20 protein-coding genes are annotated in these 26,887 nt (G+C 71.4%); 3 read left to right on the top strand and 17 right to left on the bottom strand.

The window, feature by feature from the left end; all coding sequences use genetic code 11:
* Positions 1 to 3: 3 nt before the first annotated feature.
* Both ABEB03_RS35890 and ABEB03_RS35895 read right to left on the bottom strand, forming a co-directional pair.
* Entirely contained in the window at positions 4 to 990 is a 987-nt protein-coding gene (locus tag ABEB03_RS35890) for an aldo/keto reductase (RefSeq protein ID WP_345657082.1), read from the bottom strand.
* A 71-nt stretch (positions 991 to 1,061) separates the two neighbouring features.
* Positions 1,062 to 1,727: an NUDIX domain-containing protein gene (locus ABEB03_RS35895; RefSeq protein ID WP_345657084.1), complete on the bottom strand. Its 666-nt coding sequence runs from the start codon at positions 1,725 to 1,727 to the stop codon at positions 1,062 to 1,064.
* A 107-nt stretch (positions 1,728 to 1,834) separates the two neighbouring features.
* On the opposite strand from ABEB03_RS35895, the gene ABEB03_RS35900 reads away from it, so the two are divergent.
* Entirely contained in the window at positions 1,835 to 2,188 is a 354-nt protein-coding gene (locus tag ABEB03_RS35900; protein ID WP_345657085.1) for a hypothetical protein, read from the top strand.
* Between the two features lie 108 nt (positions 2,189 to 2,296).
* Here ABEB03_RS35900 and ABEB03_RS35905 read toward each other — a convergent pair whose 3' ends face one another.
* The 4 genes from ABEB03_RS35905 to ABEB03_RS35920 form a co-directional block, all read right to left on the bottom strand.
* The gene (locus tag ABEB03_RS35905) at positions 2,297 to 4,189 is read right to left on the bottom strand and encodes a discoidin domain-containing protein (protein ID WP_345657087.1); all 1,893 of its coding nucleotides are present in this window, start codon (positions 4,187 to 4,189) and stop codon (positions 2,297 to 2,299) included.
* Between the two features lie 185 nt (positions 4,190 to 4,374).
* Positions 4,375 to 5,043, bottom strand: a complete 669-nt coding sequence (locus tag ABEB03_RS35910) for a LacI family DNA-binding transcriptional regulator (protein ID WP_345657088.1) — start codon at positions 5,041 to 5,043, stop codon at positions 4,375 to 4,377.
* Positions 5,044 to 5,331: 288 nt separating this feature from the next.
* On the bottom strand, positions 5,332 to 6,204 hold the full coding sequence (locus tag ABEB03_RS35915) for a universal stress protein (RefSeq protein WP_345657089.1): 873 nt from the start codon (positions 6,202 to 6,204) through the stop codon (positions 5,332 to 5,334).
* Positions 6,205 to 6,377: 173 nt separating this feature from the next.
* A complete protein-coding gene (locus tag ABEB03_RS35920) occupies positions 6,378 to 7,418 on the bottom strand; it encodes a LacI family DNA-binding transcriptional regulator (RefSeq protein WP_345657090.1) in 1,041 nt (346 codons plus the stop codon).
* Between the two features lie 341 nt (positions 7,419 to 7,759).
* On the opposite strand from ABEB03_RS35920, the gene ABEB03_RS35925 reads away from it, so the two are divergent.
* Positions 7,760 to 9,559, top strand: a complete 1,800-nt coding sequence (locus ABEB03_RS35925) for a coagulation factor 5/8 type domain-containing protein (RefSeq protein WP_345657091.1) — start codon at positions 7,760 to 7,762, stop codon at positions 9,557 to 9,559.
* A 21-nt stretch (positions 9,560 to 9,580) separates the two neighbouring features.
* On the opposite strand, the gene ABEB03_RS35930 is transcribed toward ABEB03_RS35925, so the two are convergent.
* From ABEB03_RS35930 to ABEB03_RS35960, 7 genes are all read right to left on the bottom strand, one after another.
* Positions 9,581 to 10,870 carry an SGNH/GDSL hydrolase family protein gene (locus tag ABEB03_RS35930; RefSeq protein WP_345657092.1) on the bottom strand — a complete coding sequence of 430 codons (1,290 nt, stop codon included), beginning with the start codon at positions 10,868 to 10,870 and terminating at the stop codon, positions 9,581 to 9,583.
* On the bottom strand, positions 10,867 to 13,242 hold the full coding sequence (locus ABEB03_RS35935) for a glycosyl hydrolase family 95 catalytic domain-containing protein (RefSeq protein ID WP_345657093.1): 2,376 nt from the start codon (positions 13,240 to 13,242) through the stop codon (positions 10,867 to 10,869). The genes ABEB03_RS35930 and ABEB03_RS35935 overlap by 4 nt, the downstream gene beginning before the upstream one ends.
* A gap of 56 nt (positions 13,243 to 13,298) precedes the next feature.
* Positions 13,299 to 15,131: an alpha-galactosidase D gene (locus ABEB03_RS35940; protein WP_345657094.1), complete on the bottom strand. Its 1,833-nt coding sequence runs from the start codon at positions 15,129 to 15,131 to the stop codon at positions 13,299 to 13,301.
* A 68-nt stretch (positions 15,132 to 15,199) separates the two neighbouring features.
* A complete protein-coding gene (locus tag ABEB03_RS35945) occupies positions 15,200 to 16,117 on the bottom strand; it encodes a carbohydrate ABC transporter permease (protein WP_425589352.1) in 918 nt (305 codons plus the stop codon).
* Positions 16,114 to 17,049 (bottom strand): carbohydrate ABC transporter permease, encoded by a 936-nt coding sequence (locus ABEB03_RS35950; protein ID WP_345657095.1) that lies wholly within the window; start codon positions 17,047 to 17,049, stop codon positions 16,114 to 16,116. The genes ABEB03_RS35945 and ABEB03_RS35950 overlap by 4 nt, the downstream gene beginning before the upstream one ends.
* A gap of 26 nt (positions 17,050 to 17,075) precedes the next feature.
* The gene (locus ABEB03_RS35955) at positions 17,076 to 18,389 is read right to left on the bottom strand and encodes an ABC transporter substrate-binding protein (RefSeq protein WP_345657096.1); all 1,314 of its coding nucleotides are present in this window, start codon (positions 18,387 to 18,389) and stop codon (positions 17,076 to 17,078) included.
* A gap of 18 nt (positions 18,390 to 18,407) precedes the next feature.
* Complete coding sequence (locus tag ABEB03_RS35960) at positions 18,408 to 19,586, bottom strand: ROK family transcriptional regulator (RefSeq protein WP_345657097.1); 1,179 nt, start codon at positions 19,584 to 19,586, stop codon at positions 18,408 to 18,410.
* A gap of 185 nt (positions 19,587 to 19,771) precedes the next feature.
* Between ABEB03_RS35960 and ABEB03_RS35965 the strand changes: the two genes are divergently transcribed.
* Positions 19,772 to 21,880, top strand: a complete 2,109-nt coding sequence (locus ABEB03_RS35965; protein WP_345657098.1) for an alpha-galactosidase — start codon at positions 19,772 to 19,774, stop codon at positions 21,878 to 21,880.
* Positions 21,881 to 22,004: 124 nt separating this feature from the next.
* Here the strand turns inward: ABEB03_RS35965 and ABEB03_RS35970 are convergent, their stop codons facing one another.
* The 4 genes from ABEB03_RS35970 to ABEB03_RS35985 all read right to left on the bottom strand — a co-directional run bounded on the left by ABEB03_RS35970 (position 22,005) and on the right by ABEB03_RS35985 (position 26,634).
* On the bottom strand, positions 22,005 to 22,628 hold the full coding sequence (locus ABEB03_RS35970; protein WP_345657099.1) for a hypothetical protein: 624 nt from the start codon (positions 22,626 to 22,628) through the stop codon (positions 22,005 to 22,007).
* A gap of 111 nt (positions 22,629 to 22,739) precedes the next feature.
* Positions 22,740 to 24,572 (bottom strand): GMC family oxidoreductase, encoded by a 1,833-nt coding sequence (locus ABEB03_RS35975; protein WP_345657100.1) that lies wholly within the window; start codon positions 24,570 to 24,572, stop codon positions 22,740 to 22,742.
* Positions 24,569 to 25,951: a hypothetical protein gene (locus ABEB03_RS35980; protein WP_345657102.1), complete on the bottom strand. Its 1,383-nt coding sequence runs from the start codon at positions 25,949 to 25,951 to the stop codon at positions 24,569 to 24,571. The genes ABEB03_RS35975 and ABEB03_RS35980 overlap by 4 nt, the downstream gene beginning before the upstream one ends.
* Positions 25,948 to 26,634, bottom strand: a complete 687-nt coding sequence (locus ABEB03_RS35985) for a FadR/GntR family transcriptional regulator (protein WP_345657103.1) — start codon at positions 26,632 to 26,634, stop codon at positions 25,948 to 25,950. Before ABEB03_RS35985 ends, ABEB03_RS35980 begins: the two co-directional genes overlap by 4 nt.
* Between the last annotated feature and the right edge of the window lie 253 nt (positions 26,635 to 26,887).

Below are 26,887 nucleotides of genomic sequence, written 5' to 3' on the forward strand. Positions count from 1 at the left end.
GGTTCAGTGGGCGGCGTCCAGTCGCGCCCGCTGGTCCGGGGTCAGCTCCAGGTCCACCGCGGCCAGGTTCTCCTCCAGCTGCGCCACGGAGGACGCGCCGGCCAGCGGGACGACCGGCAGCTCGCCGCCGATCTGCCAGGCCAGGACCACCTGGTTGGGGCTTGCCCCCGTCTCCTCGGCGATCTCCCGCAGCACGGCGAGCCGCGCCGGGGTTCCCGGGTGCTCGTAGTCCGGCGGGAGCGGCTTGTCGTCCCGCACGTAGGCGCCGGTCAGCAGCGGCGAGTAGGCGACGAGGGTCAGGGCGGGCTCGGCGCGCAGATAGCTGAGCAGTTCGCCCGTCGCCGCGCCGAGGCTCCCCTCCGGGAACAGGTCGCTCGGCACGTCGCTCCGCGGCCGAAGGAGACTGTGGTGGTACTGCAGGACCTCGTACCCGGGCAGGCCCGCCGCCGCGGCGAGCGCGCGGGCCCGCTCCACCCGCCACACGGCGTGGTTGCTCACCCCGAGCAGTCCGACGCCGCCTTCGGCGACGAGTTCACCGAACGCCTCCACCGTCTCGCGCGGGTCGACCGTGCGGTCCTCTATGTGCGCGTACAGCAGATCGATCCGCTCCACGCCGAGGCGCTCCCGGCTGCGCTCTGACGCCTCGCGGACGGTCTTGGCGGAGAGGCCTTCGGGATTGTCCACGTAGCCCGTACCCGGGGCGAGCGGGCGCGCGCCGAGTTTGGTCGCGATGACGATCTCGTCGCCGATGCCGCGGCTGCGCCGCCAGCGGCCGAGCAGTGCCTCGCTGTGTCCGCCCTGGCTGTCGTCGGTCCAGAACGCGTAGTTGTCCGACGTGTCGATGAAGTTCCCGCCGGCCTCGACATAGCGGTCGAGCACGGCGAAGGACGTCCTCTCGTCCGTCCGTGAGCCGAACAGCATCGCGCCGAGCGAGAGCACGCTCACCTCGCGGCGGGTTCCCGGGTCGGTGCCGATGGTGCGGTACTTCATGGTGTCCCTCCCGTCCGGACCCGAAGTCCTCGGGCCCGGAGGGGAGTCTGGAACTTGAAGAGCACTTCAAGTCAAGCCCTCTTGAACGGGCCTTCCAGGGCGGCCCATTGGAGCAGCATGATGGTCTTCGCGTCGGCGATCTCCCCGGTGCGGATCATCTCCAGGGCACGGGCGAAGGGCAGTTCCACGATCTCGATGTCCTCGCCCTCCTCGTCCAGGCCGCCGCCCTCGTGCGTGCGCGTGGAGGGTCCGTACGACGCGGCGTAGAAACTCACCCGCTCGGTGACCGACCCGGGGCTCATGTAGACGTCGAAGACGTGGTGGACCTCTCCGACGGTGTGCCCGGTCTCCTCGACGACCTCGCGGCGCACGGCGACCTCGGGGTGCTCGTCCTCCTCGTCGAGGAGGCCGCCCGGGGTCTCGACCAGCATGCCGTCGGGGTGCCCGTTGACGTACACGGGGTAGCGGAACTGCCGGGTGAGCAGCACTGTTTCCCTGCTTGTGTCGTAGAGCAGGAGGGTGGCGCCGTTGCCGCGGTCGTGGGTCTCGCGCTCCTGGGTGCTCCAGGTGCCGTCGGCGTGCTGGAAGTCGAAGCTGGTGGTGCGCTCCACGTACCAGTGGCTGGACAGCAGGCGCACGTCGCGGACCTTGACGCGGGGGTTGCCGGTGAGGTCACGGCCGACGCGGTCGAGTCCGGTGCGGCCCCGGCGGTCCGGGGTGTCGATTCCTGCGGTCATCGCACGCGATCCGGGCAAAGGCGGGAGAAGTCGTTCATGTGCCCTGTCTACCATCCCGGCACGAACATCGAGGCCACACAGGGGCTTCACCCGTCTAGGCTCACGGCATGGAACAGACGGAGATCATCCTGCGCGCCATCGGCGTGCTCACCGAGACCAACGCGATGGTGCGCAGGATCGCCCAGGACGAGGAATCCGGGGTCGAGTCGGTCGAGACCCACCTGGGCGCCCTTGTCACAGAGGTGTTCCCCCGCGTCGAGGTGCCGGGCGACGCGGGGCCCGCGGAGGCCGGACAGGCCGTCGCGGACGCCTATCTGCCCGCCGCCATCTCACTCGTGGGCGCGTTCGCGTTCCTGTTCTCCGAACTCGCCGACGTCCACGACTCGGGGCGGACGGACGTCAAGACCGCCGATCTGCTGCAGGACCTCGCCCTGCGGATGTCCCGGGCGGGCGACGCGTAGGCACCCCGGCGGAGCGGGGTGACCGTGCCGGCGGGCGGTACGCGGTGCCACGGCCGGCGCGGGAGCGGCCGTCCCGGCGGATCCGGGGCGGCCGTCCCCGCGGACGTGTCACCCCTTCCGCTCGACCCGCACCCAGTCGATCTCGGCCTGCACTCCCCCGGCGGCGATGCGGTCGACGCTCGACTGCGGCAGTCCCCAGTACGGAGTGGTGACCTTGTTCCAGCCGGCCGGGTAGGCGCCGCCGAGGGCGAGGTTGAGGATGACGTACTGGTTGTGGTCGAAGACCCACTGTCCCCGCGTGGACTCCAGCTTGTTGCGCGTCGTCTCCTGGACGAGGGTGTCGTCGACGTAGAAGCGCATCGCGGTCGGGGTCCACTCCACGGCGTAGGTGTGCCACTGGTCGGCGCGGCCCCCGGCCGGGTAGGTCTGGCGGGCGCCGATGTTGCCGTCGGCCGAGTAGCCGGGTCCGTGCAGCGCCGTACTGGTCCAGTCCGCGTAGCCGATGTTCTCCATGATGTCCGTCTCCCCGGACGCCGGCCACGACACCGACGGATCGTCGACGTTGCTCCCCAGCAGCCAGAAGGCGGGCCAGAAGCCGTCGCCGACGGGCAGCTTCATCCGGGCGCTGACCCGCCCGTACGTGAAGTCGAACTTGGTGTTGGTGTCGACGCGTCCGGACGTGAAGTCGTACGTGCCTCCCCCGGCCTGGGTGCAGCCCTTGCAGTACTTGGCCTTCAGGACGAGGCTGCCGTTCTGGGTGCTGATGTTGTCGGCCGAGTCCGCATAGGCCTGCGACTCGCCGTTGACCGGGCCCATCTCCTGACCGGTCCTGACGACACGCCACTTGGAGCGGTCGAGTCCCGCGCCGGTGAAGTCGTCGAAGAACGCCGTACGGTACGTGCCCTGCTGTTCGCCGGGCAGCGCCGGGTACGCGGCGGCGGCGCTGCCTCCGGTGCCCCAGACCTGGAACTCGTAGAGGGAGTAGCCGAACTGGGCCGTCGCGGGGGCCGGGTTGTAGAACGACCGGCGTTCCTTGCCGAGCATGCGTACGTAGCGGCCGGTCACGGGCTGCGGCAGGGTGACGGTGTCGTGGCGCCCGGCCGCGTCGCCCGGAGCCTTCACATCGGCGCGGCGGGCCGCGACCTCGGCTGCCGTCGGCCGGTGGACGGTCCGCCAGGTGCTGTTGTCGTCGGAGACCTGGAGTTCGTAGTCGACGGCGTAGGCGGCTTCCCAGTACAGGTCGACGCTGCTGATGGTCGAGGTCGCGCCGAGGTCGACGGAGATCCACCGGTCGGCGTTCCAGTCGCTGGACCAGCGTGTGGAGTCGCCCTTGAGGTCGGCGGGCCAGCCGCCGTCGGTGACGAACGCCGGTGAATTGCCCGCGTGCTGGTACAGGTTGGAGTAGGCGGGGTGGTTCAGGGCCAGGTTGGAGCGGGTCGTCGAGGCGGGGGCCGGCTCGCCGCCGTAGACCTTGAAGGAGTAGAGGGAGTAGCCGTAGGGCGTGGCCCGTTCGACGCCGCGCATCCGCACGTACCGGCCGGTGACCTCCTGCGGGTAGGTGTGCGCGGTGACCGATCCCCCGGTTCCGGCGGTCTCGGTGTAGAACGGCGTCCAGTCGGTGCCGGTCTTGGAGACCTCCAGCACGTAGCGCTTGCCGTAGGCGGCCTCCCAGTCCAGGACCACACGGTCGATGCGCAGGGTGGCGCCCAGGTCGACGCGGATCCAGGCGTCGTCCGCGAACTGGCTGGACCAGCGGGTGGTGGCGTTGCCGTCGAAGGCGAGTCCGGGCGCGGTGCCTGCGTTCTCGCTGCCCGAGGCCGCGACCGCGGCGGGGTTCGCGGCGTAGGCGGTCGCCGCCCGGTCGGTGTCCCAGTTCGCGTCGGCGGCCACGGCCGCGGGCTCGGGCGCCGTGGCCGCCAGGGCCGTGCCCGCGGAGAGCAGGGACAGGGCGGACAGGGTGGCGAGGGCGGTGAGCAGGGTGCGGTGGGTACGGGTTGGCATGCGGCTCTCCTGGGGGAGGTTGGGGGTGCCGGTCCGTGCGGGACGTACTCGTGCGCGCGACAGCGCGCGGGTGCTCATGTGCGGTCGTCGATGGGACGGCGCGCCGCACCGGGAGGGGCCGGTGCCGTCGAGCCGCGGTTTCGGGGGCGTGGCCCCCGTCGGTCGGTGAGGTGCGCGGGAGGTGCCTAGAGCGCCGGTGCCGACCGGCGCGCGATCACGGTCGTGGGCAGTACGACCGGGGTGAGCGGCCAGTCCTGGCCTTCGAGGTGGGTCAGGAGGATGCGGACGGCCGCCTCCCCCGTCTCCCGCATGGGCTGGCGGACCGCGCTGAGTGCGGGCTCGGTGTGCCGGGCCACCGGGATGTCGTCGAACCCGATGACCGCGATGTCGTCCGGCACCCGGAGCCCGGCGTCGCGCAGAGCGCCCAGGACGCCGAGCGCCGCGAGGTCGTTGTGGGCGACGACGGCGTCGAACTCCCTTCCCTCGGCCGGCGGTCGGCGCACGGTCGCGCGCCCGTCCGCCCCGGTGAAGTCGCCCTCGACGACCAGGTCCAGGCCCACGCCGTGGGCGGCGCAGGTGTCGCGGAACCCGGCGAGCCGGTCGCGTACGCAGCCGAACCGCGACGGGCCGGTGAGGACCAGCGGCCAGGTCGGCGAGGGCACCGGCATGCCCACCGCGCGGCCGCGGGCGAGGCCGACGGTGCCGGAGCTGAGTACATGACCCATACGGTCGATCACCTGGCGGACCCGTGCGGCCGTTGCCCTGCCGACCTCCCCGCGCGTGTCGAGCACCCGGGAGACGGTCGCCTTGCTGACACCGGCCGCCTGGGCGACATCGGCGATGGTCACGGCCACAACTGCCTCCCGGCACACGGGGATCGCGGCTTCACGCACAGGTACCGGAACCGGAACCGGAACCGGTACCGGCGCTGGGCGGGGAGTCAACCCGAGTGTCATGGTGCCGTCAATAGTTCACGCCAAAATTTCCCGGGAGCGCTCTCACACCCCGCCCTGCCTTCGGAACTTGAATGAACCGAAGGCGGGCGCAGGTGCACCGGTCAGCGCGGTGCCGACCGACAAGGAGGCCTCGGGCGCCCCAGCGGGACGGCGACCCCCGCCACCGGGACCCGCCCGCGGCACCCCTCAGGCGTGCGGCACGACCGCCACCGGGCAGTCCGCATGGTGCATCACCGCGTGGGCCACGGAACCGATCCGTGACCCGACCGCCGAGCGGTGGGCACGCCGGCCGACGACCATCAGCTGGGCCCGCCCCGCCAGCGACAGCAGCACCTGTCCACCGCTGCCCAGTTCGACGTGCTGGGTGACGGGCACACCGGGGAACCGCTCCCGCCACGGCTGGAGCGCCTCCGCGAGCGCCTCGCGCTCGTACGGCTCCAGGCCCCCGGCCTCGTCCAGCATCTTCAGCGAGCCGGGGCTGTAGGCGAACACGGGCGGCAGGCTCCACGCCCTGACGGCACGCACGGCGGCGCCGCGCGCGGCGGCGGTCTCGAAGGCGAACCCGAGCGCCGCGGCGCTGTCGTCCCGTCCGCCCTGCTGCCCCACGACGATCTCGCGGCCGGCCGCCTCCGCCGGGGCATGGTCGTCGGCGCGGACCAGGACGACCGGGCAGGGGGCTTCGGCGATCACCTGCTGCCCGACGGAGCCGAGCAGGAAACCGACGATGGTGCCGTATCCGCGTGATCCGAGGACCAGCGCCCGCGTCGCGGCCGCCTCCGCCAGCAGCAGTTCGACGGCGGCGCCCTCCAGGACCTCCGCGGTCACCTCCAGACCGGAGTGCCGGTCGGTGAGGGAGCTCGCCGCCTCGCGCACCATGTCCTGCGCCCAGCGCGCGTGGTCCTCACGGTCGCCGCCGCCGATCACGTCGTGGGGTGCCCAGTGCCAGACGTGGACCAGCCGCAGCGGCAGTCCGCGGCGGACGGCCTCCCGGCCCGCCCAGGCCAGCGCGGCCCGGCTCTCGGGCGATCCGTCCACGCCCACGGTGATCCGGTCGGTCATGCGCCTGCCTCTCCCTCGCCGGCCCACCCGCTCGCCGGTCCCGCACTCGTGCTGACGGTCCAGTGTCCGTCACCGTCGGCGGGGCCCTGCACGGGGACACGGTTCGAGCCTGGCATGGCCCAGGGGCCGTCCGACGGCGCCCGCCCGCGACGCCGGGAACCATCGGGCGGGCTCTAGGCGGATGCGCGCACCACGAGTTCCGGATCGAAGATCACGGAGGTGGGTTCGGTGCGTACTCCCTGGATGTGCTCGGTGAGGAGCCGCGCCATCACCGACGCCATCTCCTCGACCGGCTGGCGCACCGTGGTCAGCGGCGGGCGGCAGGCCACCGCCGCGGCGGAGTCGTCGAAACCGACGACCGCGACGTCGTCCGGCACGCTTCTGCCCCGCTCCCGGAGTATCTGGCACACGCCCTGGGCCATCAGGTCGTTGGCCGCGAACACGCCGTCCACGTACGGGTGTTCGGCGAGCAGGCCGGACATCGCGGCCATGCCGCTGTCGAGCGTGAACCCGCCCTCCGCGACGGGGACGTAGGGATGGCCCCGGCGCGCCATCGTGTCGCGGAATCCGGCGAGCCGCTCCTGGCTCGCCGACACGCCCAGCGGTCCGGTGACGGTGACGATCTTCCGGCATCCCCGGTCCAGCAGATGCTCGGCGGCCATGCGCGCGCCGTCCCGGTGGGCCAGGTCGACATAGCTGAGCGGCACCGGCCGGGACGGCCGGGCGAAGAGCACCGTGGGGACCCCGGCGTCGGCGAGCAGTGCGGGCAGCGGGTCGTCGGCGTGCGTGGAGACGACGAGGGCGCCGTCCGCGCTGCCCTGCCGGAGGTCGTTCAGGGCCTGCTGCCGGGTGCGCGCGGAGTCGGCGAACATGAGCAGCGGGTGCATGGAGCGGGGCCGCAGGTGTGCCACCACTCCGGTGACGACGCGGCCGAAGAACGGGTCGGCGAACACCTGTGCCGTGAAGGCGTTCTCCTCCTCGTCGGCCACGTCGCCCGCGCCGGACACGATGAGGGCGACCGTCTCGGTCCGGCGGGTGACCAGTGACCGGGCGGCCCGGTTGGGTGCGTATCCCGTGCGCTCGATGGCCTGCCGGACCACGTCCTGGAGTGCGGGATCCACGCTGCGGACGCCGTTGATGACCCGGGACACGGTGGCACGCGAGACGCCGGCCTCCCGCGCGACGTCCTCCAGCGTGGGTGCCTGTCTGCTCATTCCCGCACCCTAACTGCCCAGCCCCGCGGGGGTATAGAGCGCTCTCCTGAAGGCCCGTTCTCCGGACCGGAGATGCGCTCGGGAAACCGCTTCGACGGCCCAACAGCCGCCTTGGGAGCACCTCTTGAACACATTCGCCGTCCGCGCAGCAGATCCGGTCGAACGCATTCGTCAGTGAACTACCGCAAAAGCGAACAGAGTTGGCGGTTGAAAAGGCATCAATCTGCGGGACTGCTGTGACAACTCTTGACGCTGTGTTCACGCGGATGAAGCATGCATCGGCAAGAGAGCGCTCCCCGCACCTTCCATCGTTCACTTCCTGAACCAGGAGAGTCGCCCCCATGCCCCGAATCCCCACAGATGGTCCCGACTCCGGCCGGTCCGCGCCGGCCCGACGGGCCGTTCTCGGAGCGATGGCCGCCACCGCCGCGGCCCCGGCACTGCTCGCTCTGTCGTCACCGGCGTCCGCCACCCCCGCCAAGAAGCCGCTGGCCCTCCCCGGCGGCGGCGATCTCGGCCCGAACGTCATCGTCTTCGACCCGTCGACCCCGAACATCCAGGGCAGGCTGGACGAGGTCTTCCGTCAGCAGGAGTCCGCACAGTTCGGCACGGGCCGCTACGCGCTGCTGTTCAAGCCGGGCACGTACAACGGGCTCAACGCCCAGCTCGGCTTCTACACCTCGATCGCCGGTCTCGGCCTGTCACCGGACGACACCACGATCAACGGCGACGTGACCGTCGACGCCGGCTGGTTCAACGGCAACGCCACCCAGAACTTCTGGCGTTCGGCCGAGAACCTCGCGCTGGTCCCGGTCAACGGCACCAACCGCTGGGCCGTCGCACAGGCGGCGCCCTTCCGCCGCATGCATGTCCGCGGCGGCCTCAACCTCGCCCCGAACGGATACGGCTGGGCCAGCGGCGGCTACATCGCCGACAGCCGCATCGACGGCCAGGTGGGTCCGTACTCGCAGCAGCAGTGGTACACCCGCGACAGCTCGGTGGGCGGCTGGGTCAACGCCGTCTGGAACATGGTCTTCTCGGGTGTGCAGGGTGCTCCGGCGCAGTCGTTCCCCAACCCGCCGTACACCACCCTCGAGACCACTCCGGTGTCCCGGGAGAAGCCCTTCCTGTACCTCAACGGCAGCGAGTACCGCGTCTTCCTGCCGGAGAAGCGCACCAACGCGCGCGGCACCACCTGGGGCAGCGGCACCCCGCGCGGTTCGTCGCTGCCGCTCAGCCAGTTCTACGTGGCCAAGCCCGGTGTCACGGCCGCCACCCTGAACGCGGCACTCGCCCAGGGCCTGCACCTGCTGCTCACGCCGGGGATCTACCACCTCGACCGGCCGATCGAGGTCAACCGCGCCAACACCGTGGTGCTGGGCCTCGGTTACGCCACCCTGATCCCCGACAACGGCGTCACCGCGATGAAGACGGCCGACGTGGACGGCGTGCGGCTCGCCGGGTTCCTCATCGACGCCGGTCCGGTCAACTCGGCCACCCTGCTGGAGGTCGGGCCCGCCGGCGCCTCGGCGAACCACTCGGCCAACCCGACCACCGTGCAGGACGTCTTCGTGCGCATCGGCGGTGCCGGCCCCGGCAAGGCGACGACCAGCATGGTCGTCAACAGTCGCCACACCATCGTCGACCACACCTGGATCTGGCGCGCCGACCACGGCACCGGCGTCGGGTGGGAGACCAACCGCGCCGACTACGGGATCCGAGTCAACGGCGACGACGTGCTGGCCACCGGCCTCTTCGTGGAGCACTTCAACAAGTACGACGTCCAGTGGTACGGCCAGCGGGGCCGCACCGTCTTCTTCCAGAACGAGAAGGCGTACGACGCGCCGAACCAGGCCGCCATCCAGAACGGCTCGGTCAAGGGGTACGCGGCCTACAAGGTCGCCGACTCCGTGACCACGCACGAGGGATGGGGCCTGGGCAGCTACTGCTACTACAACGTCGATCCGACGATCGTGCAGCACCACGGGTTCGCGGCACCGAACGTGCCGGGCGTGAAGTTCCACGACCTCCTGGTGGTCTCGCTCGGCGGCAACGGACAGTACGAACGCGTCATCAACGACACGGGGTCGCCGACCTCGGGCACCTCCACCGTGCCGTCCACGGTGGTGTCCTACCCCTGACCGCGTGACGGGGGCCCGGCCTCAGCACGAGGTCAGGCTCCCGAGCTCGACCGCGTCGGCCATCGCCTGCATCCCCTTGTCGTTGGGGTGCAGGTGATCGCCGCCGTCGAAGAACGGCAGCACGCGTTCGTGGTCGTAGGGGCTGCGCAGCGTCCGGTCGAAGTCGGTGACGGCGTCGAACAGGCCGCCGTCCCGGATGAACGCGTTGACCTCGACCCGCACCGCCTCCGCCGCCGCGTCCCATTCGGACCAGCCCTTGAAGGGAGCGATGGTGGCCCCGACGACGCACTTGCCCGCCGCGTGCGCCCGTTCCACGATCTTCCGGTAGCCGTCGATCATGTCCTGGGCGGTGACACCGGTATGGGCCTTGATGTCGTTGACGCCCTCGAAGAGGAAGACCGTGCGGACCCCCGGATGGGACAGCACATCGCGTTGCAGTCGGTTGAGGGCGCTCTGTCCGGCGCCGTCCGCGAGGACCTTGTTCCCGGAGATCCCCTCGTTGGCCACACCCCGGACGGGTCCGCCCGCCTGCTGGAGGCGACGGGCGAGGTAGTCGGGCCAGCGGCGGTTCAGGTCGCTGCTCGACTGCCAGCCGTCGGTGATGGAATCGCCGAGCGTGACGACGGCGGAGGTGTCCGGGGCCGCCCGGACGGTGACGGCGTCGAGGTAGAACCAGGAGCCGATCCGTTCGGTCCAGTTGGCTGCGCCCTCCTCCGCCGTGTGGTCGCCGGGGGCCGCGTACGAGGTCTGCATGGCCATCCCGTGCCCGGTCGCGGTGCCCTCCGCGCGGGCCGTGTGCAGGCTGACGACCAGGTCGGTCGCGGCGGGCAGCCGGCCGGGCAGCGGGTCGCTGTACGCGGTGGCTCCGGCGGGCACGGTGACGGACGCCGCGCCCCCGAAGGTCAGGCGCCGGTTGCTGCCGTGCACGAGTTCCGCGCCGGCGCTCTGTCGGCCCGCGTACACGCTGTCGAAGGTCACGGGCCCGTCGCCGAACGCGTTGGAGAGCCGGATCCGGGCCTGGTCCCCGCCGGCGCTCGTGTGCACGACGAGCCGGTAGCTGTGGTCGGCGACCGCGCCACCCACACGGTCGGCGCCGGCGCCCCAGGTGATGACGTCACCGTGTGCGGCGCGGGCCTGGGTCGAGGACGTCCGGGCCGGGGCGGAGGACGTCCGGGCCGCGGACACCGCGGTGGTGGGCCCCTTGACGGTGTGTCCCTGGACGGTGGTCGCGCACGCCGGTCCACCGAGGGCGGTGACGAGCAGCGTGGCGACGGCGACGGCCGTCCGGCGTGCTCCCGGGCGCGCCGTCATCGGTCGAACCCGCGGAGGGTGACGGACGCTCCGGGCGCCACGGTGACCTGCCGTGAGGTGCTGCCGTGCGCCACGGTCGTCGTCCCGCCGCCGACGCTGTGGATCCGTACCTCGGTCGGTGTGCCGTCGCGCCAGCTCAGGTCGACGACGAAGCCGCCGCGTACGCCGACTCCGGTGACCGAGCCCGACGTGGCCCAGGCGTCGGGCAGCGCCGGCAGGAGTTCGAGGTGCCCGGGGCGTGAGTGGACGAGCATCTCGATCATCGCGGCGGGGGTGCCGAAGTTGGCGTCGATCTGGAAGATGCCGCGGCCCTTGTCGACTTCATAGATGTCGAAGAGGTTGGGTGCCGTTCCGTTGCTGCCGTTCGTCGAGGGGCGGAGGTTGTTCACGACGAGCTGGTACGCCTTGTCGGCGTTCTTCAGGCGCGCCCAGCACAGGGCACGCCAGGCGTTCGCCCAGCCGAAGCTCTCCGTGCCGCGGGCGGTGAGCAGAGCGGTGGCCCCGTCCACGACGGCCTTGGGTGTGGAGTCGTCCGGCCGGATGCGGTCCCCGGGGAAGAGCCCCACGAGGGGTGACAGATGTCGGTGGGTGGTCTCGCCGAGGTTGTCGGGTGACATCCACTCCTCCAGCCAGCCTGTCTTGTCACTCACCCGGGGAAGGTACAGCCGCTCGCGCAGGGAGTCGATCGTCTCGGCGTACGCCTTGTCCTTCCCCAACTCCTTGGTTGCCGCGAGGTAGTTGCCGAAGAGCGCCCACACCAGTTCCTGGGCGTAGGTGATGCCCTTGGCGTCGAGCGGGCCGTGTTCGGGCGACCAGTCGCTGTCGGCCACGAGCACCTCCTGGCCGGTGTCCGGCAGGGTGGTGGTCAGCAGCCGCGCCTCCCAGAACTCGCAGGCACCCTTGAGCATCGGATAGATCTTCGTGAGGTGGGCCCGGGAGCGCGTGTACTCGTAGTGCTCCCACAGGCTGTTGCAGAGCCAGGCGTTGCCCGCCGGGTGCCACCACCAGCCCATGCCGCCGTGGACGTTGGTGGAGATGGCGACCGTCCAGCCGGCGATCTTTCCGGTCGAGTTGCGGTAGCGGTTGCGCGGGTCGTTGAAGAGGCGGTGGGTGAGGTCCGTCCACGAGGGCAGCTGGGCGAGACAGTAGTCGGTGAGCGCGTCGAAGCAGCCCGACAGTCCGGCGCGGTCGGCCATCCAGTAGTTCATCTGGAGGTTGATGTCGGTGTGGTAGTCGCCCATCCAGTCGGGGTCGTTGCCGTCCAGCCACAGACCCTGGAGGTTCAGCGGCAGACTGCCCCGTGAGCCGGAGATCATCAGATACCGGCCGAACTGAAGGTAGGCGGCCTCCAGTTCGGGGTCGGGGGCGTCGTCCCTGGCACGGGCCTGGAGGCGTTCCCAGGTGTCCAGGGCTCGTTGCTCGGCGGAGGACGTGCCGAGCGAGAGGTCCTGCTGTGCGAACAGGGCCCGGTAGTCGGCGACATGCGTGCGCAACAGGGTGGCGGCACTGTGCGCGGCGGCATCGCCGGCCTTGGTGCGGGCGAGCCGCTCCGGGTCGAGGGACGGGTCACGGTAGTGGGTGGCTGCGTCGGGCCGGTAGTTCGTGCCTCCACTCACCACCACGGTGAGGCTCCTGCAGTCGGTGAAGGTGATCCGGGGGCCGTCGACGGTCACCTTGCCGCCGCTGCCGTACGCCTTCACCGCGGCTCCGTAGCGCAGACCACCGGGGAGCGTGCCGCCGAAGGACAGGCCCTTCACGTTCTCGCCGTGCGTGCCGTCCAGGGTGACGGTGCCGCTGTAACTGCCGCCGCCGCTCTGATCGAAGTGCAGGACGATCGCGTCGTCGGGGCGGCTGGCGAACATGCTGCGCCGGTACGTGGTGCCCGAGCGCCGGTACGTGGTGGTGACGAGGCCCTGGGTGAGGTCGAGGGCGCGCCGGTAGTCGCTGACCGCGGACAGGTCGTGGTCGGGGATGTCGACGGCGAGGCGGGCGAGGAGGGTGAAGGATCCGAAGTCGTCGCGGGAGTAGGGGAACTGGCCGTCCGAGTCGAGGGTGCCGTTGAGTCCGCCGGTCCACAGCGTGGCGTCGGTGATCAGAAGGAGTTCCCGGCCCGGGTCGTTGCCCGCCAGGGCGCCCAGTCGGCCGTTGCCGAGGGGCAGGCCCTGCCGGATCATCGAGTGCTCGTCCGCGGGCGCCCGCCACCACAGTTCGTGGTGCGGGCCGGCGGTCGGGCCGGGTGCCGTGGTGGGGCGCTGCGGTGCGGCGGAGGCGGTGAAGGCGGGCAGGGTGCCGAGGACGGTGGCGGCTCCGGCCACGGCGGCGAGGGAGAGCAGGCGGCGTCTGCTGGGGTGGCTTCCGGGTGCGGTGTCCATACGTGTCTCCGGGGCAGGGCGGGGCCCCGGCCGTCAGGTGCCGGGGCCCCGCGGGTTCAGGAGGACTGAGGTACGTCGATCCGGTCGATGTCGGGCGCGTAGCCCGAACCGCTGTCGAAGGTGATCGTGTTGCTGCCCGCCTTGAGCGCGACGGGCACGCTCACGCTCTCGACGCTCCCCCAGTCGCCCGTGGACGGGAACTTGTGCGAGGTGGCCTTGTTGCCGTTCGCCGAGATGTCGGCGGAGCGGGCGTCACCGCTGACGTAGGCGACCTTGATCAGGTAGGTGCCCGCCTTGTCCACGGTCACGTCGTTGAAGCGGAGGCTGCCGCCGAGGTAGAGATTGCCGATCTTGTGGTCGCCGGAGCATGCGGAGCAGTCGGCCACGGAGGCGTTGCCGGCGAGGGTGTTCGCCGTGGCCTCGGCCTCGTACGCCGTGGCCTTGAGGGCGCCGCCGCGCGGGGTGACGGTGAACAGGCGCGAGCCGTGGGCGGGCAGGGCCTGGGTCACCTTGTCCTGGTAGGTGCCGAGGTTCTCGTGGTTCCACAGGTCCCGCACCGCGGCCTTGCCGGTGAGGCCGAGCGATGCCCAGTGAGCGGTGACGGCGGCGGGCTCGTCGGCGAGGTTGAAGAGGGCGACCGTGTAGCTGCCGTCGGCGTTCTTCGAGGCCCACACCTGCTGCGCGTCGGAGGGGGTGACCGGTCGGGCGGGCGGGGTGCTGCCCTGGTTGACGGCGATGACCTCGCGGTTGGTCAGCAGGGAGAGGCCGTAGGCGTCCAGGCGGGTGAGGTCGTCGCCGGTGTAGAGCGGGGACTTGGCGATGGCCCACAGGGTCGCGTAGCTCTGGCGTTCCGCCTTGGTGAGGCCGTCCATGGCGCCGTTGCCGACGTCCAGGGAGTCGAGGTCGTTCCAGCCGCCGGGTCCGGCGTGCCGGGTCCAGCCGGGGGTGTCGTCCCAGCGGTCGTCGACGGAGTTCTCCCAGCTGACGAGCGTGTTGCAGTAGCACTCGACGTCGGTGTCGACGCGCCAGCCGTTGGAGTACTTCTTCCAGTCGGCGGCGTGTCCGATGTCGAGCGACCAGGACACCTCGAGGTGCACGGGGCGTCCGGCGGCGGCGATGGCCTTCTGCCAGGCGGCGACGTCGGCAACGTTGTCGTACTGGTCGCCGCTCTTGCCGGATCCCGGTCCGACGCCGTCGAGCTTGAGGAAGTCGTAGCCCCAGTCGGCCAGCAGCCGGGCCTGGGAGTCGACGTACTTCTGGGTGCACGGCTTGGAGAAGTCGAGCTTGTAGGCGCTGTCCCAGCCGTTGGTGGTGCGCAGATCGCCGTAGACGATGTCGCCGGTGGTGCAGCCCTCGGCGTCGTGGATGGGCGACTTGCCGTCGTTGTAGGCCTCCTTCTCCAGGCCGACGGGCAGGTAGATGCCGGCCTTGAGGCCCTTGGCGTGGATGCGGTCGGCGACGGACTTCATGCCGTGCGGGAAGCGGCCTGGGTCGGCCTTCTGGCGGGCGTACTGGTCGAACTCGGGCTTCCACGACAGGTCGCGCCACCAGCCGGCGTCGATGTTGACGTACTCGTAGCCGTACGGCTTGAGCTTGGCGGCCAGGGCGTCGGTCTGCTTCAGGACGTTCGCCTCGGTGAGGTAGCTGTAGTCGCCGTCGGGGTTGAGGCCCGGGTACTTGGACGACTGCATGCTCCAGCTCGACCAGCCCATGTACGGCTTGGCGGCCAGGGCGGGGGCGTCGGCCGTGGGCGCGGTGCCGGGCGGCGCCGGCGCCGCGCCGGGGCCGGCGTGTGCCGACGCCGGGACGGCTGTGGCGAGGCCCGCGGTGAGGGCGAGGACGGCCATGGTTCTCAGGACGGGCATGACGGGGTACGAGGATGACCGCATGGGTCGGACCTCCTGGGACGGTGTCAGCGGGGGCGGGGGACGCGGTGGGACTCCGGCGTCGTGGCGGCTCAGCCCTTGCCCGAGCCGATGGTGAGTCCGCTGATGAACTGGCGCTGGAGCGCGAAGTACACCAGCAGCGTGGGGATCGCGGTCATCAGCGCACCGGCCGCGATCAGATTGGGGTTGGTGAAGTACTGGCCCTGGAGGTTGGCCAGGGCCGAGGTGATGGGCCGCTTGTCGCCGGTCTCGACGAGCGCGAGCGGCCAGAAGAAGTCGTTGTAGATCCAGATCGATTCGAGGGTGGCGAGGGCCGCGAAGGCGGGGCGGCACAGCGGCAGGATGATCTGGAAGAACTGCCGCCAGACGGGCGCGCCGTCGACGAGTGCCGCCTCGGAGATCTCCTTGGGGATCGTCTTCATGTAGTTGCTGAGGACGAAGGTGCAGAACCCCGACTGGTATGCGATGTGGATGGCGATGATGCCCCAGGCGGAGTTGTACAGCAGGAGCGAGTCGCTCATCCACTCCGGCAGCGGGATGAGGAGGTAGAGGCGGTACAGGGGGGTGATGAGGACCTGTGCCGGGAGGAGGTTGCCCGCCGTGAAGAGCATCAGCAGGACGATGTTCCAGCGGAAGTCGAAGCGGGAGACGAAGAAGGCGACGGCTGCCGAGAAGAGCAGGGTGCCGAGGACCGACGGGACGGTGATGAGGACGGAGTTCCAGAAGAAGTGCGGCATGCCGGACTGGTTCCAGGCGTCCGTGAAGTTGCCGAGTCCCAGGCTGTGCGGCCAGGAGAGGTAACCGTGCTTCGCCGTGTCGGAGTAGGGGCGCAGCGAGGTGTACACGGCCCACAGCAGCGGGACGAGCCAGAGCAGCGCGATGCCGCCGAGCATCAGGTGACGCCCTGTCTGCCGCCTGGGCCTGCCGGGTGCCGGCCGCGTCCGGGGTTCCTGCACGTCGGAGGCGGGCCGGGTGAGGGTCGTGGTCACTGGTCCTCCTTGCGGAACGTCTGGACGAGGAAGGTCCCGATGGCGGCGAGGGAGACCAGGAGCAGGACGACCGCGAGGGCGGAGCCGTAGCCGATGTGGCTGGACTCGCCGATGATGTTGTCGGTGATGAGGAGGGACAGCAGTTCCATGCCGGGTTTGCTTCCGACGCCGCCGCCGAGGACGTACACGATGTCGAAGGCCCGCAGGGACTCCATGACCGTGACGACCAGGATGATGACGTTGACGGGCTTCAGCGCGGGGAAGACCACGCGCAGGAACGTCTGCCGGCCGTTGGCGCCGTCGAGCGCGGCGGCCTCCTTGAGTGCCGGGTCGAAGCCTTTCAGTCCGGCCAGGTAGAGGATCATGATGTAGCCGGTGTGTCGCCAGCCGGAGGCGACGAGCACGGCCCACAGGTTGAGGTCCGGGTTGCCGAGCCAGTCGATGTGGTGGCCCGGTCCTGCGGCGTTCAGGATGCCGTTGAGGAGTCCGGTGTCCGGGTTGTAGATGATCTCCCAGATGAAGCCGACGACGGCCAGCGACAGCACCATCGGCAGGAAGATCGCGGTCTGGTAGATCCGGGTGAAGCGGATCCTCCGGTCGAGTTGGTAGGCGAGGAAGATGCCGAACGGCGTGGGCAGCAGCGCGGTGAACAGCAGCCAGATGACGTTGTGCCGGACGGCCGGCCAGAAGGGCGGGTAATTGCCGAAGATCTGCTGGTAGTTGTCGAAGCCGGTCCAGTGGATGTCGGCCAGGTCGATGCCGTCCCAGGTGGTGAAGGACAGTCCCAGGGAGGCCAGTGCGGGCAGCCAGACGAAGAAGAGCAGGGCGGCCAGCGGGATGCCGATGACGATCGCGAGGAAGACCCGGTCACCGGGGGTGAGACGGCGGGCGCGGGAGCGGGAGCGCTTGGGTGCGAGGGGGGCGGAGGACACGGTGGGTGCGGCCTTTCCGGTCCTGGTCAGCCGGTGAAGAAGCGGGAGCGCTGGGACTCGATCTTCTTCAGCGTTCCGGTGCCGTCGTCCGGGTGGCCGAGCCACTCGGTCAGGCCGGGCAGGACGACGGTGGAGATGAAGCCGGGATCGCTGTCGCGGTCGGCGAACTGGCTGATGTGCTTGGCGGAGGCGATGAGCTGGGCGGACTTCTTCTGCAGCGCGTTGTACGAGCCGGTGTCGGCCTGGGTGTTGACGGCGAGGTTGCTGGGGTCGACGCCCATGTACAGTTCCTCGGCCCCGGCGCCGCCGAGGAACTCCAGGAACTTCCGGGCACCGTCGTCGTTCTTGGGCCGGCGGCTGAGCATGAAGCCGTCGGTGGGGGCCTCGACCGCGTCCTGTCCGTGGGCGGCGTCGATCTCGGGGAAGGGGAAGAAGTCGATGTCGGCGCGGATCTTCTCGTCGGTGACCTGCTGGCCGAGGAACAGGCCGATAACGGCCATGCCGGACTTCTTGTCGAGCAGCGACTGGGCCGCGTCCTGCCAGGAACGGCCGCCGGCGCTCTGCTGGTAGTACGGGGTCAGTTCGCGCCACAGGTCGAGGACGGCGACGGCACGCTTGTCGGTCCAGGAGACCTCGCCGCGCATCAGCGACATGTGGAAGTCGTAGCCGTTGGCCCGCAGGTCGAGGTAGTCGAAGGCGCCGAGGATGCTCCAACTGTCGCCGCCGCCGTAGCCGGAGGCGACGGGCGCGAGGCCGTCCTTCTTCATCCGTTTGGCGAGCGCGATGAACTCGCTCCACTTGGTCGGGACTTGATAGCCGCGCTCGGCGAAGAGGCTCTTGCGGTAGAAGACGGCCCACGGGTAGTTGTACAGCGGAACGAAGTAGTACTTGCCGTCCTCGCCGCGGGCGAGCTGCTTGGTGGCGTCACTGAAGTTGGCGCCTATCGAGTCCCAGACGTCGTCGATGGGGCTGCAGAGCTTCTTCTTCGCGAAGTACTGCATGCGGTAGCCGGCGAACCAGGTGAAGACGTCGTCCGGGGTGCCCTGGAGATACGTGGAGATGCTCTTCTGGAAGGTGTCGTGGTCGACGGTGTTCGTCTTCACCTTCAGTCCGCTGTCCCGGGCGAACGCCTTGGTGACGGCGGCGTAGGCCGACTTGGGGGTGGCGTCGGCGCCGTTGGACCCGAAGGTGACCGTCTTCGGGTCGGCCCCCGCTCCCCCGCCGCAGGCGCTCAGCAGGGGTGCGCCCAGGGCGGCGGCGCCGAGTCCGAACAGCCCACCGACCACGTTGCGCCGGCCTGGGCCGCGCGCAGCCAGGTGAGGGCGGCTCTGCTGCGTCATCGTTACTCCTCGTGCGTGCTAGTGCGTGTCTGATCTGATGAAGGACTGGATCGCGGTGGCGGCGGCCCCGCGCGCCCACTCCTCGAACGGCAGCGGGCGGGTCTGGACGTCGCACCGCGCGGCCGAGCCGAAGGCGGCCGCGGCGAACGCGTCACGGATCTGTCCGGCGAACAGGTCGTAGGCGGCCAGGCCCTCGCCGGAGATGATCACCCGCTCGGGACCGAGCAGGTTGGCCACGGTCGCCAGGGCCCGGCCGATCGCCTCGCCCGCCCGCGCGTACACCTCACGGGCGCCGGGGTCGCCCGTATGTGCCAGGTCCAGTGCCGCGGCGGCGTCGGCCACGTCGACGCCGGTCGCCTCCCGGACCTGGGCGACGATCGCCGAGTCCGCGGCGATCGCCTCGACACAGCCGCGGTTCCCGCAGTGGCAGAGGGGACCCGCCGGGTCGATGGCGACGTGCCCGATCTCGCCGGCCACGCCGTGCGCGCCGGACACGACCCGGCCGTGCACCACGAGTCCGCAGCCGATGCCGGCGCCGACGGTGACCAGCGCGAAGTCGGACAGCCCCACTCCGGCGCCGAACCACTGCTCGGCGACGGTCAGCGCCCGGACGTCGTTGTCGACGGTGACGGGAAGTCCCGTGGTCATCCCGGCGAGTTCGGCGAGCGGCACGTCACGCCAGTCCAGGAAGGGCGAGTAGCGCACCACTCCGGCGGTGCGGTCCACGTCGCCGGAGACCGCGATGCCGAGCCCCTGGACCCGGACTCCGAAGCCGTCGGCCTCGGCGAGCAGTTCCTGGACGAGTGCCGCCGTCGAGGCCAGCACGGCCTTGGGATCCCGGCTGCGGAGGGGCAGGTGCCGGGCGACCCTGATGCGGCAGCACAAGTCGGTGAGCACGGCGATGAGTTCGTCGCCCGTGACCTTGACGCCGATGAACAGCGCCCGTCCCCCGTCCACCCGCACCGGGTTGGCGGGACGCCCGAGCGAGGGCTGCCGGGCATCCTCGTCGACGTCCTCGACGAGATAGCCGGCCTCGATGAGGGGCTTGACCGCCTTGGTGACCGCGGCCGCCGACAGACGGGTCCGCCCGGCGATCTCCGACCGGGTGAGCGGGCCGTGGGACAGCACGGTGGTGAAGATCTGGGAGGCGGCGGGGGTGTGGGCCAAGAACGCCTCGGTGCGAGAGGTCGAACGCATGGCCCGGAACCTAGGTCCCTTATTTTCTGCTGTCAATGAAAGAAACAGGATTATCTTGAGACTCCGCTGTGAGGCGAGGTCAACCTGCAAAAGACAGATACACGCGAGGTGTTGACACGCGATCGAAGGTCAGGGTTGGCTTTCGAACGTCTCATGGCACGAGCGGAACGTGAGGATCCCCGTAGATGATCTCCTTCGCCCCGGACACCGGGGTCTGGCTGCTGACCACACCGCGCACGTCGTACGCGCTGCGCGTCGACGCCTCCGGGGCGCCCTGCCATCTCGCGTGGGGCCCGAGGCTGACACTCGCGGAAGCGGAGGAACTCGCCGGGCCCCCACCCGCCGAGGTCAGCAGCTTCGAGGGAAGACCTGGCGTCGGTGAGGAACTCCCCGTGGACGGCGGGACCCGCTACGGCCCGCCGTCCCTCCAGGTCCGTTTCGCGGACGGATCCCGGGCCTTCGAGTGGCAGCCCACCGGGCACCGCGTCCACGACGGCGAACTCGCGCTGGAGTTCCGCGACCGTCGCCACCCCCTGCACGTCACGCTGCACTACCGGGTGCGGCCCGACACGGACGTCATCGAGCGCTGGACCGTGGTTCGCAACGCCGGTGACGAGCAGGTCACCCTGGTGCGGGCCGATTCGGCGGCATGGTCCCTGCCCGCGCTCGGCGACTACCGGCTCAGCCATGTCACCGGCCAGTGGTCCGCCGAGAGCCGGCTGCGCCGCGAGCCCCTCCCGCACGGCGAGACCGTGCTGACGAGTCGTCGCGGGATCACCAGCCATCACGCGAACCCCTGGGTGATGCTCGACGCCGGCGAGGCGACCGAGGACCATGGGCGCGTGTGGAGCGCCGCCCTCGCGTGGAGCGGGAGCTGGCGCGTCACCGTGCAGCGCACCCCGGACGGGCGGGCCGGATTCACCGGCGGGGCGGGGCACGACGGGACGACGGTTCCCCTCGCGCCCGGCGAGGAGTTCACCACTCCCCGCTTCGCGGCACTGTGCACGGACGGCGGGTTCGGCGCGGCCAGCCGGGCCTGGCACGCGTACACGCTGGCCCATGTCCTGCCGCACGGCGACGAGACCGCTCCGGTGCTCTACAACTCCTGGGAGGCGACCGGCTTCGACGTCGACGAGGTAGGTCAGAAGGCGCTCGCGGAGCGGGCGGCGGAGCTAGGGGTCGAGCTGTACGTCGTCGACGACGGCTGGTTCGGGAAACGGCGCAGCGACCGGGCCGGTCTCGGTGACTGGACGCCCGCTCCCGACCGCTTCCCCGACGGGCTGGGGCCGCTGGTCCGGGCCGTGCACGACCTGGGAATGGGCTTCGGTCTGTGGGTGGAGCCGGAGATGGTGAACCCGGACAGCGACCTCTACCGCGACCACCCGGACTGGGTGCTGCACTTCCCGGGCCGCCGGCGATCCGAGCTCCGCAACCAGCTCGTCCTCAACTTCGCCCGCCAGGACGTCGCCGACTGGGCCCACGACTGGCTGACCCGGCTGGTCGGCGACCACGGCATCGACTTCCTGAAGTGGGACATGAACCGGGCGTTCAGCGAGGCCGGCTGGCCCGGCAGGCCCGACGGCGCGGACCGTCTCGGTCCCGCGTACGTGCGCAACCTCTACGCCGTCGTCGACCGTCTGCGCGCGGACCACCCGGGGCTGCGGATCGAGTCGTGCAGCGGCGGGGGCGGCCGGGTCGACCTGGGCATCCTGTCCCGTACGGACCAGGCGTGGGCATCGGACAACACGGACGCCGCCGACCGGATGTGGATCCAGCACGGCTACGGCCAAGTCTATCCCGCGCGCACCATGGGCGCCTGGGTCACCGATGTGCCGAACCAGCTCACCGGCAGGACCGTTCCGCTGCGCTTCCGCTTCCATGTGGCGATGGCCGGGGCCCTCGGCATCGGAGGCGACCTCACCCGCTGGACGGAGGACGAACTACGGGAGGGCGCGGCCCTGGTCGCCGAGTACAAGCGGGTGCGCCATCTCGTCCAGCACGGCCGGATGGACCGTCTGTCACCACCCACCGAGGAAGGTGTCTGCGCCGTCCAGTACACCGCCCCGGACGCCGCGGAGACCGTACTGCTCGCGAGCCGCAGGACCGCGGGCCACGGCGCCCCGCACCGGCCGGTCCGCCTGCGCGGTCTCGCTCCGGGAGCGCGCTACCGCGACACCGCCACGGACACCGTCCACCACGCCACGGTGCTCACCGAGTACGGCCTCCAGCCGGACCTGCCGCGGGGAGACTGGTCGAGTGCGCTGATCCACCTGGTGCGGGAACCGGAGGCCTGACGTCGGTGATCGCCCGCCCGGAGCCGAGGGTGTCGCCCGCGCCCTGGGGAGGCACCGCGCTCCGCCGTACCGGCCGGGCGGGCGCTGCGGGGCGCGGCCGCCCGAGGAGCGGTCGCGGGCGGGATCAGTAGCGCTGGGCCTTGGCCAGTGCGGGAGTCAGCTGGGGCTCCGTGGGCTGCCTGCTGATCACGATGGGCTGCTTGCGGGCGCCCGGTTCGAGGTTCTCCGCTCCCACGAACCTCGTCTCCACCACCTTGCCGTCCGGGTTCTTGAAGTCGACCTGCACGGCGTACGACGCCTTCTTGTCGGTCTTGTTGGTGATGGTGACGAGCACGGCGCGCAGCCCACCGGTCTCCGCGGTGGGCAGTCCGGTCATGGCGACCTCCGACCGCGCGTTGCCGCCGTCCTTGACGTCCTTGAGCTCCTTCTCCGCGACGGCGGCCGAGCGCGCGGTCTCGGCGGAGACGGACGCCTCGAACTCCGAGGCGCGGGCGGCGGCGGAGGAGGCCGCCGCCGACGCCTGGCCGCGGGCCGACTCGATGATCGAGGAGGCGGCCGAGGCCATGGCGGAGGGCGCCGTCCCGCCGAAGGAGGCGGTGTTCGGCGGCGTCGGGCGAGGACTCACGGAGGAGCCGCCGCTGTCGTCACCCGAGCCGCACGAGACGAGCAGGGAGCCGCACGCGAGCGCTGCCGCCAGGACCGCGATCCGGCCGGTCCGGGTTCTGCCGTGGGAAGTACGTGTGGTCATGAAGGCTCGTCCTCTGGCCGCGGTACGGGACGTTCCCATGCTCGGCGCCCGGCCCGGTGTCCGCGAACCGCGTGACCCATTCGGGGTGGTGGGTCAGCCCGTGCGGCCGCCTCACTCCCGTTCGAGCCAGGTCTCCGCGATCGCCAGTGCGGCCGCCATGATGCTCAGCTGCGGGTTGACCTCGGGGCAGCCGGGCAGCACGGAGCCGTCCGCGACGAGGACTCCGCGGACCCCGCGGAGCCTGCCCTCGGGGTCCGTGGGAGCGAGCCGGGGATCGGCACCGGCCGCGACCGTGCCGGTCGGGTGGAACGCCGAGAGGTGCAGGTCGCGAGCACCGACGCGGGTGAGCAGTTCGTCGAGCTCGCCTGCGGAGCGGGCCCGCGGCGCGCTCGGGACACCGGTGAGGACCTCCTCGGCCCCCGCCGCGAACAGCAGGCGGCCCATCGCGCGTACGGCCGTCATCAGCCGGTCGCCGTCACGGGGATCGAGGTCGTAGCTCACCAGGGTGCGGTCGCGGCCCCGGACCCGGCCGGAGGGGCGGTCGGCGATCATGGCCCCGAGGGTCGCGAGACGTTCCGAGTCCTCCAGTTCGCGCCGCAGCTCGCGGCCCAGGCCGGGGAGGACGAAGCTGCCCATCCCGGGAGGGCTGGCCGTGGCCTCGATGAGGATCCCGCGGTCATGCAGTTCCTCGACCCCTGCGCTCTGCAGCACGCCCCGCCAGGACGTGACCGGCTGCGCGAAGCGCCCGGCGACGCTGGTGGCCGGGTGCACGCTGAGGTTCCGGCCCAGGCGTGGGTGCCCGCCCAGTCCGGAACGGCGCAGCAGGGGCGGTGTCTGGAGCGCGCCGGCCGCGGTGACGACGAGCGGGCTCAGGATCTCCAGCTCGCTGCCGTCGGGCCGCCGCACCCGCACGCCGGCGGCGCGCGGTGCTCCGGGACGGTCGTGGTCCAGCAGGATGCGGCGGACCCGTGCGCCCGTGACGATACGGGCGCCGGCGGCGCACGCGTCGGGCAGGACCGACAGCTGCACGCTCTGCTTGGCGCCGGTGGGACAGCCGACCACGCACTGGCACGAGCCCTTGCAGCCGGGCGCGTTGCGCCGCAGCGCGCCCGCCCGCCAGCCGAGCCGCTCTGCGCCCGCGAGCGCCAGCAGGCCGTTGTTGCCGAGCACGTCGAGCGGCTGGGTGGCCACGCGCAGAGTGCGCTCGATCTCGTCGAGTCGGGGCGGGAGGCCCTCGGCGAGCGCGAATCCGAACCGCCGGCTCCAGCGTGTGAGCACACGGTCCGGCGTGCGGTAGCAGGTGCCGGAGTTGACCACCGTGGTGCCGCCGACCGCACGGCCGACCGGCAGCAGGAGCGGCGGCCGGCCCAGGGCGAGGGTGGCGCCTCCGTCGCGGTACAGCTCGGTGAAGCGGTCGAGCGGGGCGCGGCGGCCGAAGGAGGCGGTCGAGTGGTGCTCGCCCTCCTCAAGGACGACGACGCTCAGTCCGGCGAGGGCGAACGTCCGCGCGGCCACCGCACCGCCCGCGCCGGACCCGACGACCACGACGTCGGCGGTGGAGCGCGTGGGCCAGTCCCGTGCCGGGGTGCAGTCGAGGGGCGGGTCCTCGGGCGCCCGGGCGGGTGCGGGCAGGACCGGCATCCGTTCGGTGCCGGCGGCGAGCATGACCGGCACCTTGAGGACGTCGAGCAGCGGGGAGAGTCCGGGACGCGCGGCGAGCGAGCGGAGCACGTTCTCGCGTTCGTCGGCGCCGAGCGCGGCCAGCCGCCGGCCGGCGCGCAGGGCGGCGTACGCGTCCAGGGCGGCGACCGCGGTGTGCACTCCGGCCCGGGCGGGCAGGGGCAGCGAGGCGAGCACGGAGTCGAGCCGGTCCGGCACGCGGGCGGGCCACTCCTCGTCGCCGGTGTCCGCGAGCAGCGCGGCGACGAATCCGGCGGCGGTCACCGGTCGCCCGCCTCGGCGTGCGCGGTGCGGTCCAGGACCCAGGAGGCCTCCGGGCGCCAGCGGCCCCACCAGCGTTCCAGCACGACACGGGCGTCGGCGGTCTCGCTGTTGCGGCACACCGCTCGGGCGCCGTCCGGGTCGCGGTACTCCAGGACGAGGGTCCGCTCGGCGGGCTGGTCGACCTCGACGCGGATGCGGCGCAGGGCGGTCCGGCCGGTCACCGTCCATCGCGGCAGCCCGAATCCGGCCCGGAACCGGCCGATGCCCAGCCAGCCGACGGCCGACCGTTCCGCGCGGCGCGGCCAGGTCCGGCCCCGGTGGCGCAGGCGCAGGAAGACCAGGGGCGGCAGCCGCCGCAGTCCCGGGCGGGTGGACACCGCGGCGACCAGTTCGAGGACGTCGCCGCCGCCGAGGTCCGCGTGCAGCCAGGTCCAGCGCTGGGCGTTGCCGTGGCCGTAGATGCGGGCCGAGGCGCCGGGCGCGCCGCGCAGGGTCAGCGTCCGGTCGCCGTAGGCGAATTCTCCGTCGTAGGCGGCGCGTGCGGCCGGGAGCATCTGTGCCGCGGGCAGCAGCGGACGGCGCCAGGCCCAGCGCGGGAAGGTAAACAGCGGTGGCTCTTGCGGGCGTTCGGTCAGTTTCCAGTGGAAGTCGTCGGCGCTGCCGGTCAGGTGTCCGGCGGTGACCGTCACGTCGTCGCTCGTGAATCCGTGCTCCGGCCGGGTCCAGGGGACGGGTCCGAAGCGGGCGTGCCGCACCTCGCCCTCGCGGGGGAAGGCCGCGACCCAGCCGTGGGCCGTCGGTTCGGATCCGTCGGCCGGCGCGGTCAGTTCGTGGTGCAGCCAGATCCCGGTGCCGGTCGCCGGGTCGGTCAGCGTGGTGTACCAGACCTCGGTGCGCCCGGGGGTGCCGTTCCAGCGCGGGGCGAGGAGCTCGGCCTGGGTGTCGCGCCGCGGGAAGCGGAAGCTGAGGAGGAAGGGCAGCAGACCGGTGAGCAGCGGGAAGCGCAGGACGCCCGCGCCGATCCGCGTGTCGCCCTCGTACAGCGTGAACGGCAGGACGGTCATGGACGCGACCGGGCGGCGCGGGGTGACGGACTTCCAGCCGTCGAGGGTGAGGACGCGTCCGTCGGCGGTGAAGGTCAGCCGGTAGCGGATGCGCCGGCGGGCGAGCGGTGACACCTCCAGCTCGCCCTTCGCCCCGGTGTCGTCGGCGAGCCCGGCGATCCGTGCCCGGCCCGTCAGGCGCGCCATGGTCGTCCGGTGCGGGCGGAGCACCGTGTCGGCTTCGGCGCGCAGGTCGAGCCTGAGCCGCCGTTCGCGCGGCTCGGCGTCGAGCCGTACCGTGCCGAGCATGGTCTCGGTGAACTCGGTGGCCCTCATGCGAGACCGTCCAGCATGATCCGCTCGGTGGCACGGAGGTAGGCCTCGGCCGCCGCGTGCGCCTGTCCGGTGTCGCCCGCGGTCACCGCCGCCACCACCGATGCCAGCCGGTCATGGGCGGTCTCCGGGTCGGTGAAGGGTCCCTTGAGGAGGGAACGGACGGGCAGGTACGCGTTGAAGAGCGTGTTCGTCAGCAGGACGTAGACCCGGTTGCCGGTGGCGCGGGCGAGCGCGCGATGCACTTCGACGTCGGCGAGCTGCACCGCGTCGGCGTCCTCGGCGTCCCGTACGGCCGCGAGGAGCGTGCGGAGTTCGGCGTGCTGTCTGCGGGTGGCCCTCGCGGCGGCCCGCCCGGCGATCAGCGCGCCGACGCCGCGCCGCACCTCGAAGACCTCGTGGACCCATTTGGCGTCGTGGCGTACGAGCATCGGCAGCAGGTCGGCCCCGCCGAGGCGCGCGTAGTCACGCACCCGGGTGCCGACGCCGTGCCGGGTCTCCAGCAGGCCGGCCTGGACGAGACGACCGAAGGCGTGCTTGAGCGTGGTGCGGGTGACTCCGTACCCGTCGGCAAGCTGTCGCTCGGGGGGCAGATAACTCCCGGCCGGGTGACGGCCGTCGAGTATGTCCGTGCGCAACCGGTCTTCCAGGACGTCCACGATGGTCTCGCGGGGCAGTGCCTCCACGGTTCTCCCTAAGGCGAGTGGATGAGTGGCTGATCCACTGAACCAGTGAGTGACAGGCGGGGTCAACCCCCAGACCGCACGGCCTCGTTGGGACACCCGCTGGTGAACCATCACCGGGCACCACCGCTGTCTCGTGTGAACACCGCACGAAATAAAGGAAGTTGGACCGGACCAACTTTGCGTGAATCGTTGACATGCACTCTACGCCGAGCAATTCTGAGAGCGCTCTCAGAGGAAGCGGACGACAACCGTC

Source organism: Streptomyces siamensis (assembly GCF_039543605.1).
Taxonomy (GTDB): domain Bacteria; phylum Actinomycetota; class Actinomycetes; order Streptomycetales; family Streptomycetaceae; genus Streptomyces; species Streptomyces siamensis.

Coding starts and splice junctions, on each gene's coding strand:
- ABEB03_RS35890 (WP_345657082.1), bottom strand. CDS start 990: ATGAAGTACCGCACCATCGGCACCGACCCGGGAACCCGCCGCGAGGTG.
- ABEB03_RS35895 (WP_345657084.1), bottom strand. CDS start 1,727: ATGACCGCAGGAATCGACACCCCGGACCGCCGGGGCCGCACCGGACTC.
- ABEB03_RS35900 (WP_345657085.1), top strand. CDS start 1,835: ATGGAACAGACGGAGATCATCCTGCGCGCCATCGGCGTGCTCACCGAG.
- ABEB03_RS35905 (WP_345657087.1), bottom strand. CDS start 4,189: ATGCCAACCCGTACCCACCGCACCCTGCTCACCGCCCTCGCCACCCTG.
- ABEB03_RS35915 (WP_345657089.1), bottom strand. CDS start 6,204: ATGACCGACCGGATCACCGTGGGCGTGGACGGATCGCCCGAGAGCCGG.
- ABEB03_RS35920 (WP_345657090.1), bottom strand. CDS start 7,418: ATGAGCAGACAGGCACCCACGCTGGAGGACGTCGCGCGGGAGGCCGGC.
- ABEB03_RS35925 (WP_345657091.1), top strand. CDS start 7,760: ATGCCCCGAATCCCCACAGATGGTCCCGACTCCGGCCGGTCCGCGCCG.
- ABEB03_RS35930 (WP_345657092.1), bottom strand. CDS start 10,870: ATGACGGCGCGCCCGGGAGCACGCCGGACGGCCGTCGCCGTCGCCACG.
- ABEB03_RS35935 (WP_345657093.1), bottom strand. CDS start 13,242: ATGGACACCGCACCCGGAAGCCACCCCAGCAGACGCCGCCTGCTCTCC.
- ABEB03_RS35940 (WP_345657094.1), bottom strand. CDS start 15,131: ATGCGGTCATCCTCGTACCCCGTCATGCCCGTCCTGAGAACCATGGCC.
- ABEB03_RS35955 (WP_345657096.1), bottom strand. CDS start 18,389: ATGACGCAGCAGAGCCGCCCTCACCTGGCTGCGCGCGGCCCAGGCCGG.
- ABEB03_RS35960 (WP_345657097.1), bottom strand. CDS start 19,586: ATGCGTTCGACCTCTCGCACCGAGGCGTTCTTGGCCCACACCCCCGCC.
- ABEB03_RS35965 (WP_345657098.1), top strand. CDS start 19,772: ATGATCTCCTTCGCCCCGGACACCGGGGTCTGGCTGCTGACCACACCG.
- ABEB03_RS35970 (WP_345657099.1), bottom strand. CDS start 22,628: ATGACCACACGTACTTCCCACGGCAGAACCCGGACCGGCCGGATCGCG.
- ABEB03_RS35980 (WP_345657102.1), bottom strand. CDS start 25,951: ATGAGGGCCACCGAGTTCACCGAGACCATGCTCGGCACGGTACGGCTC.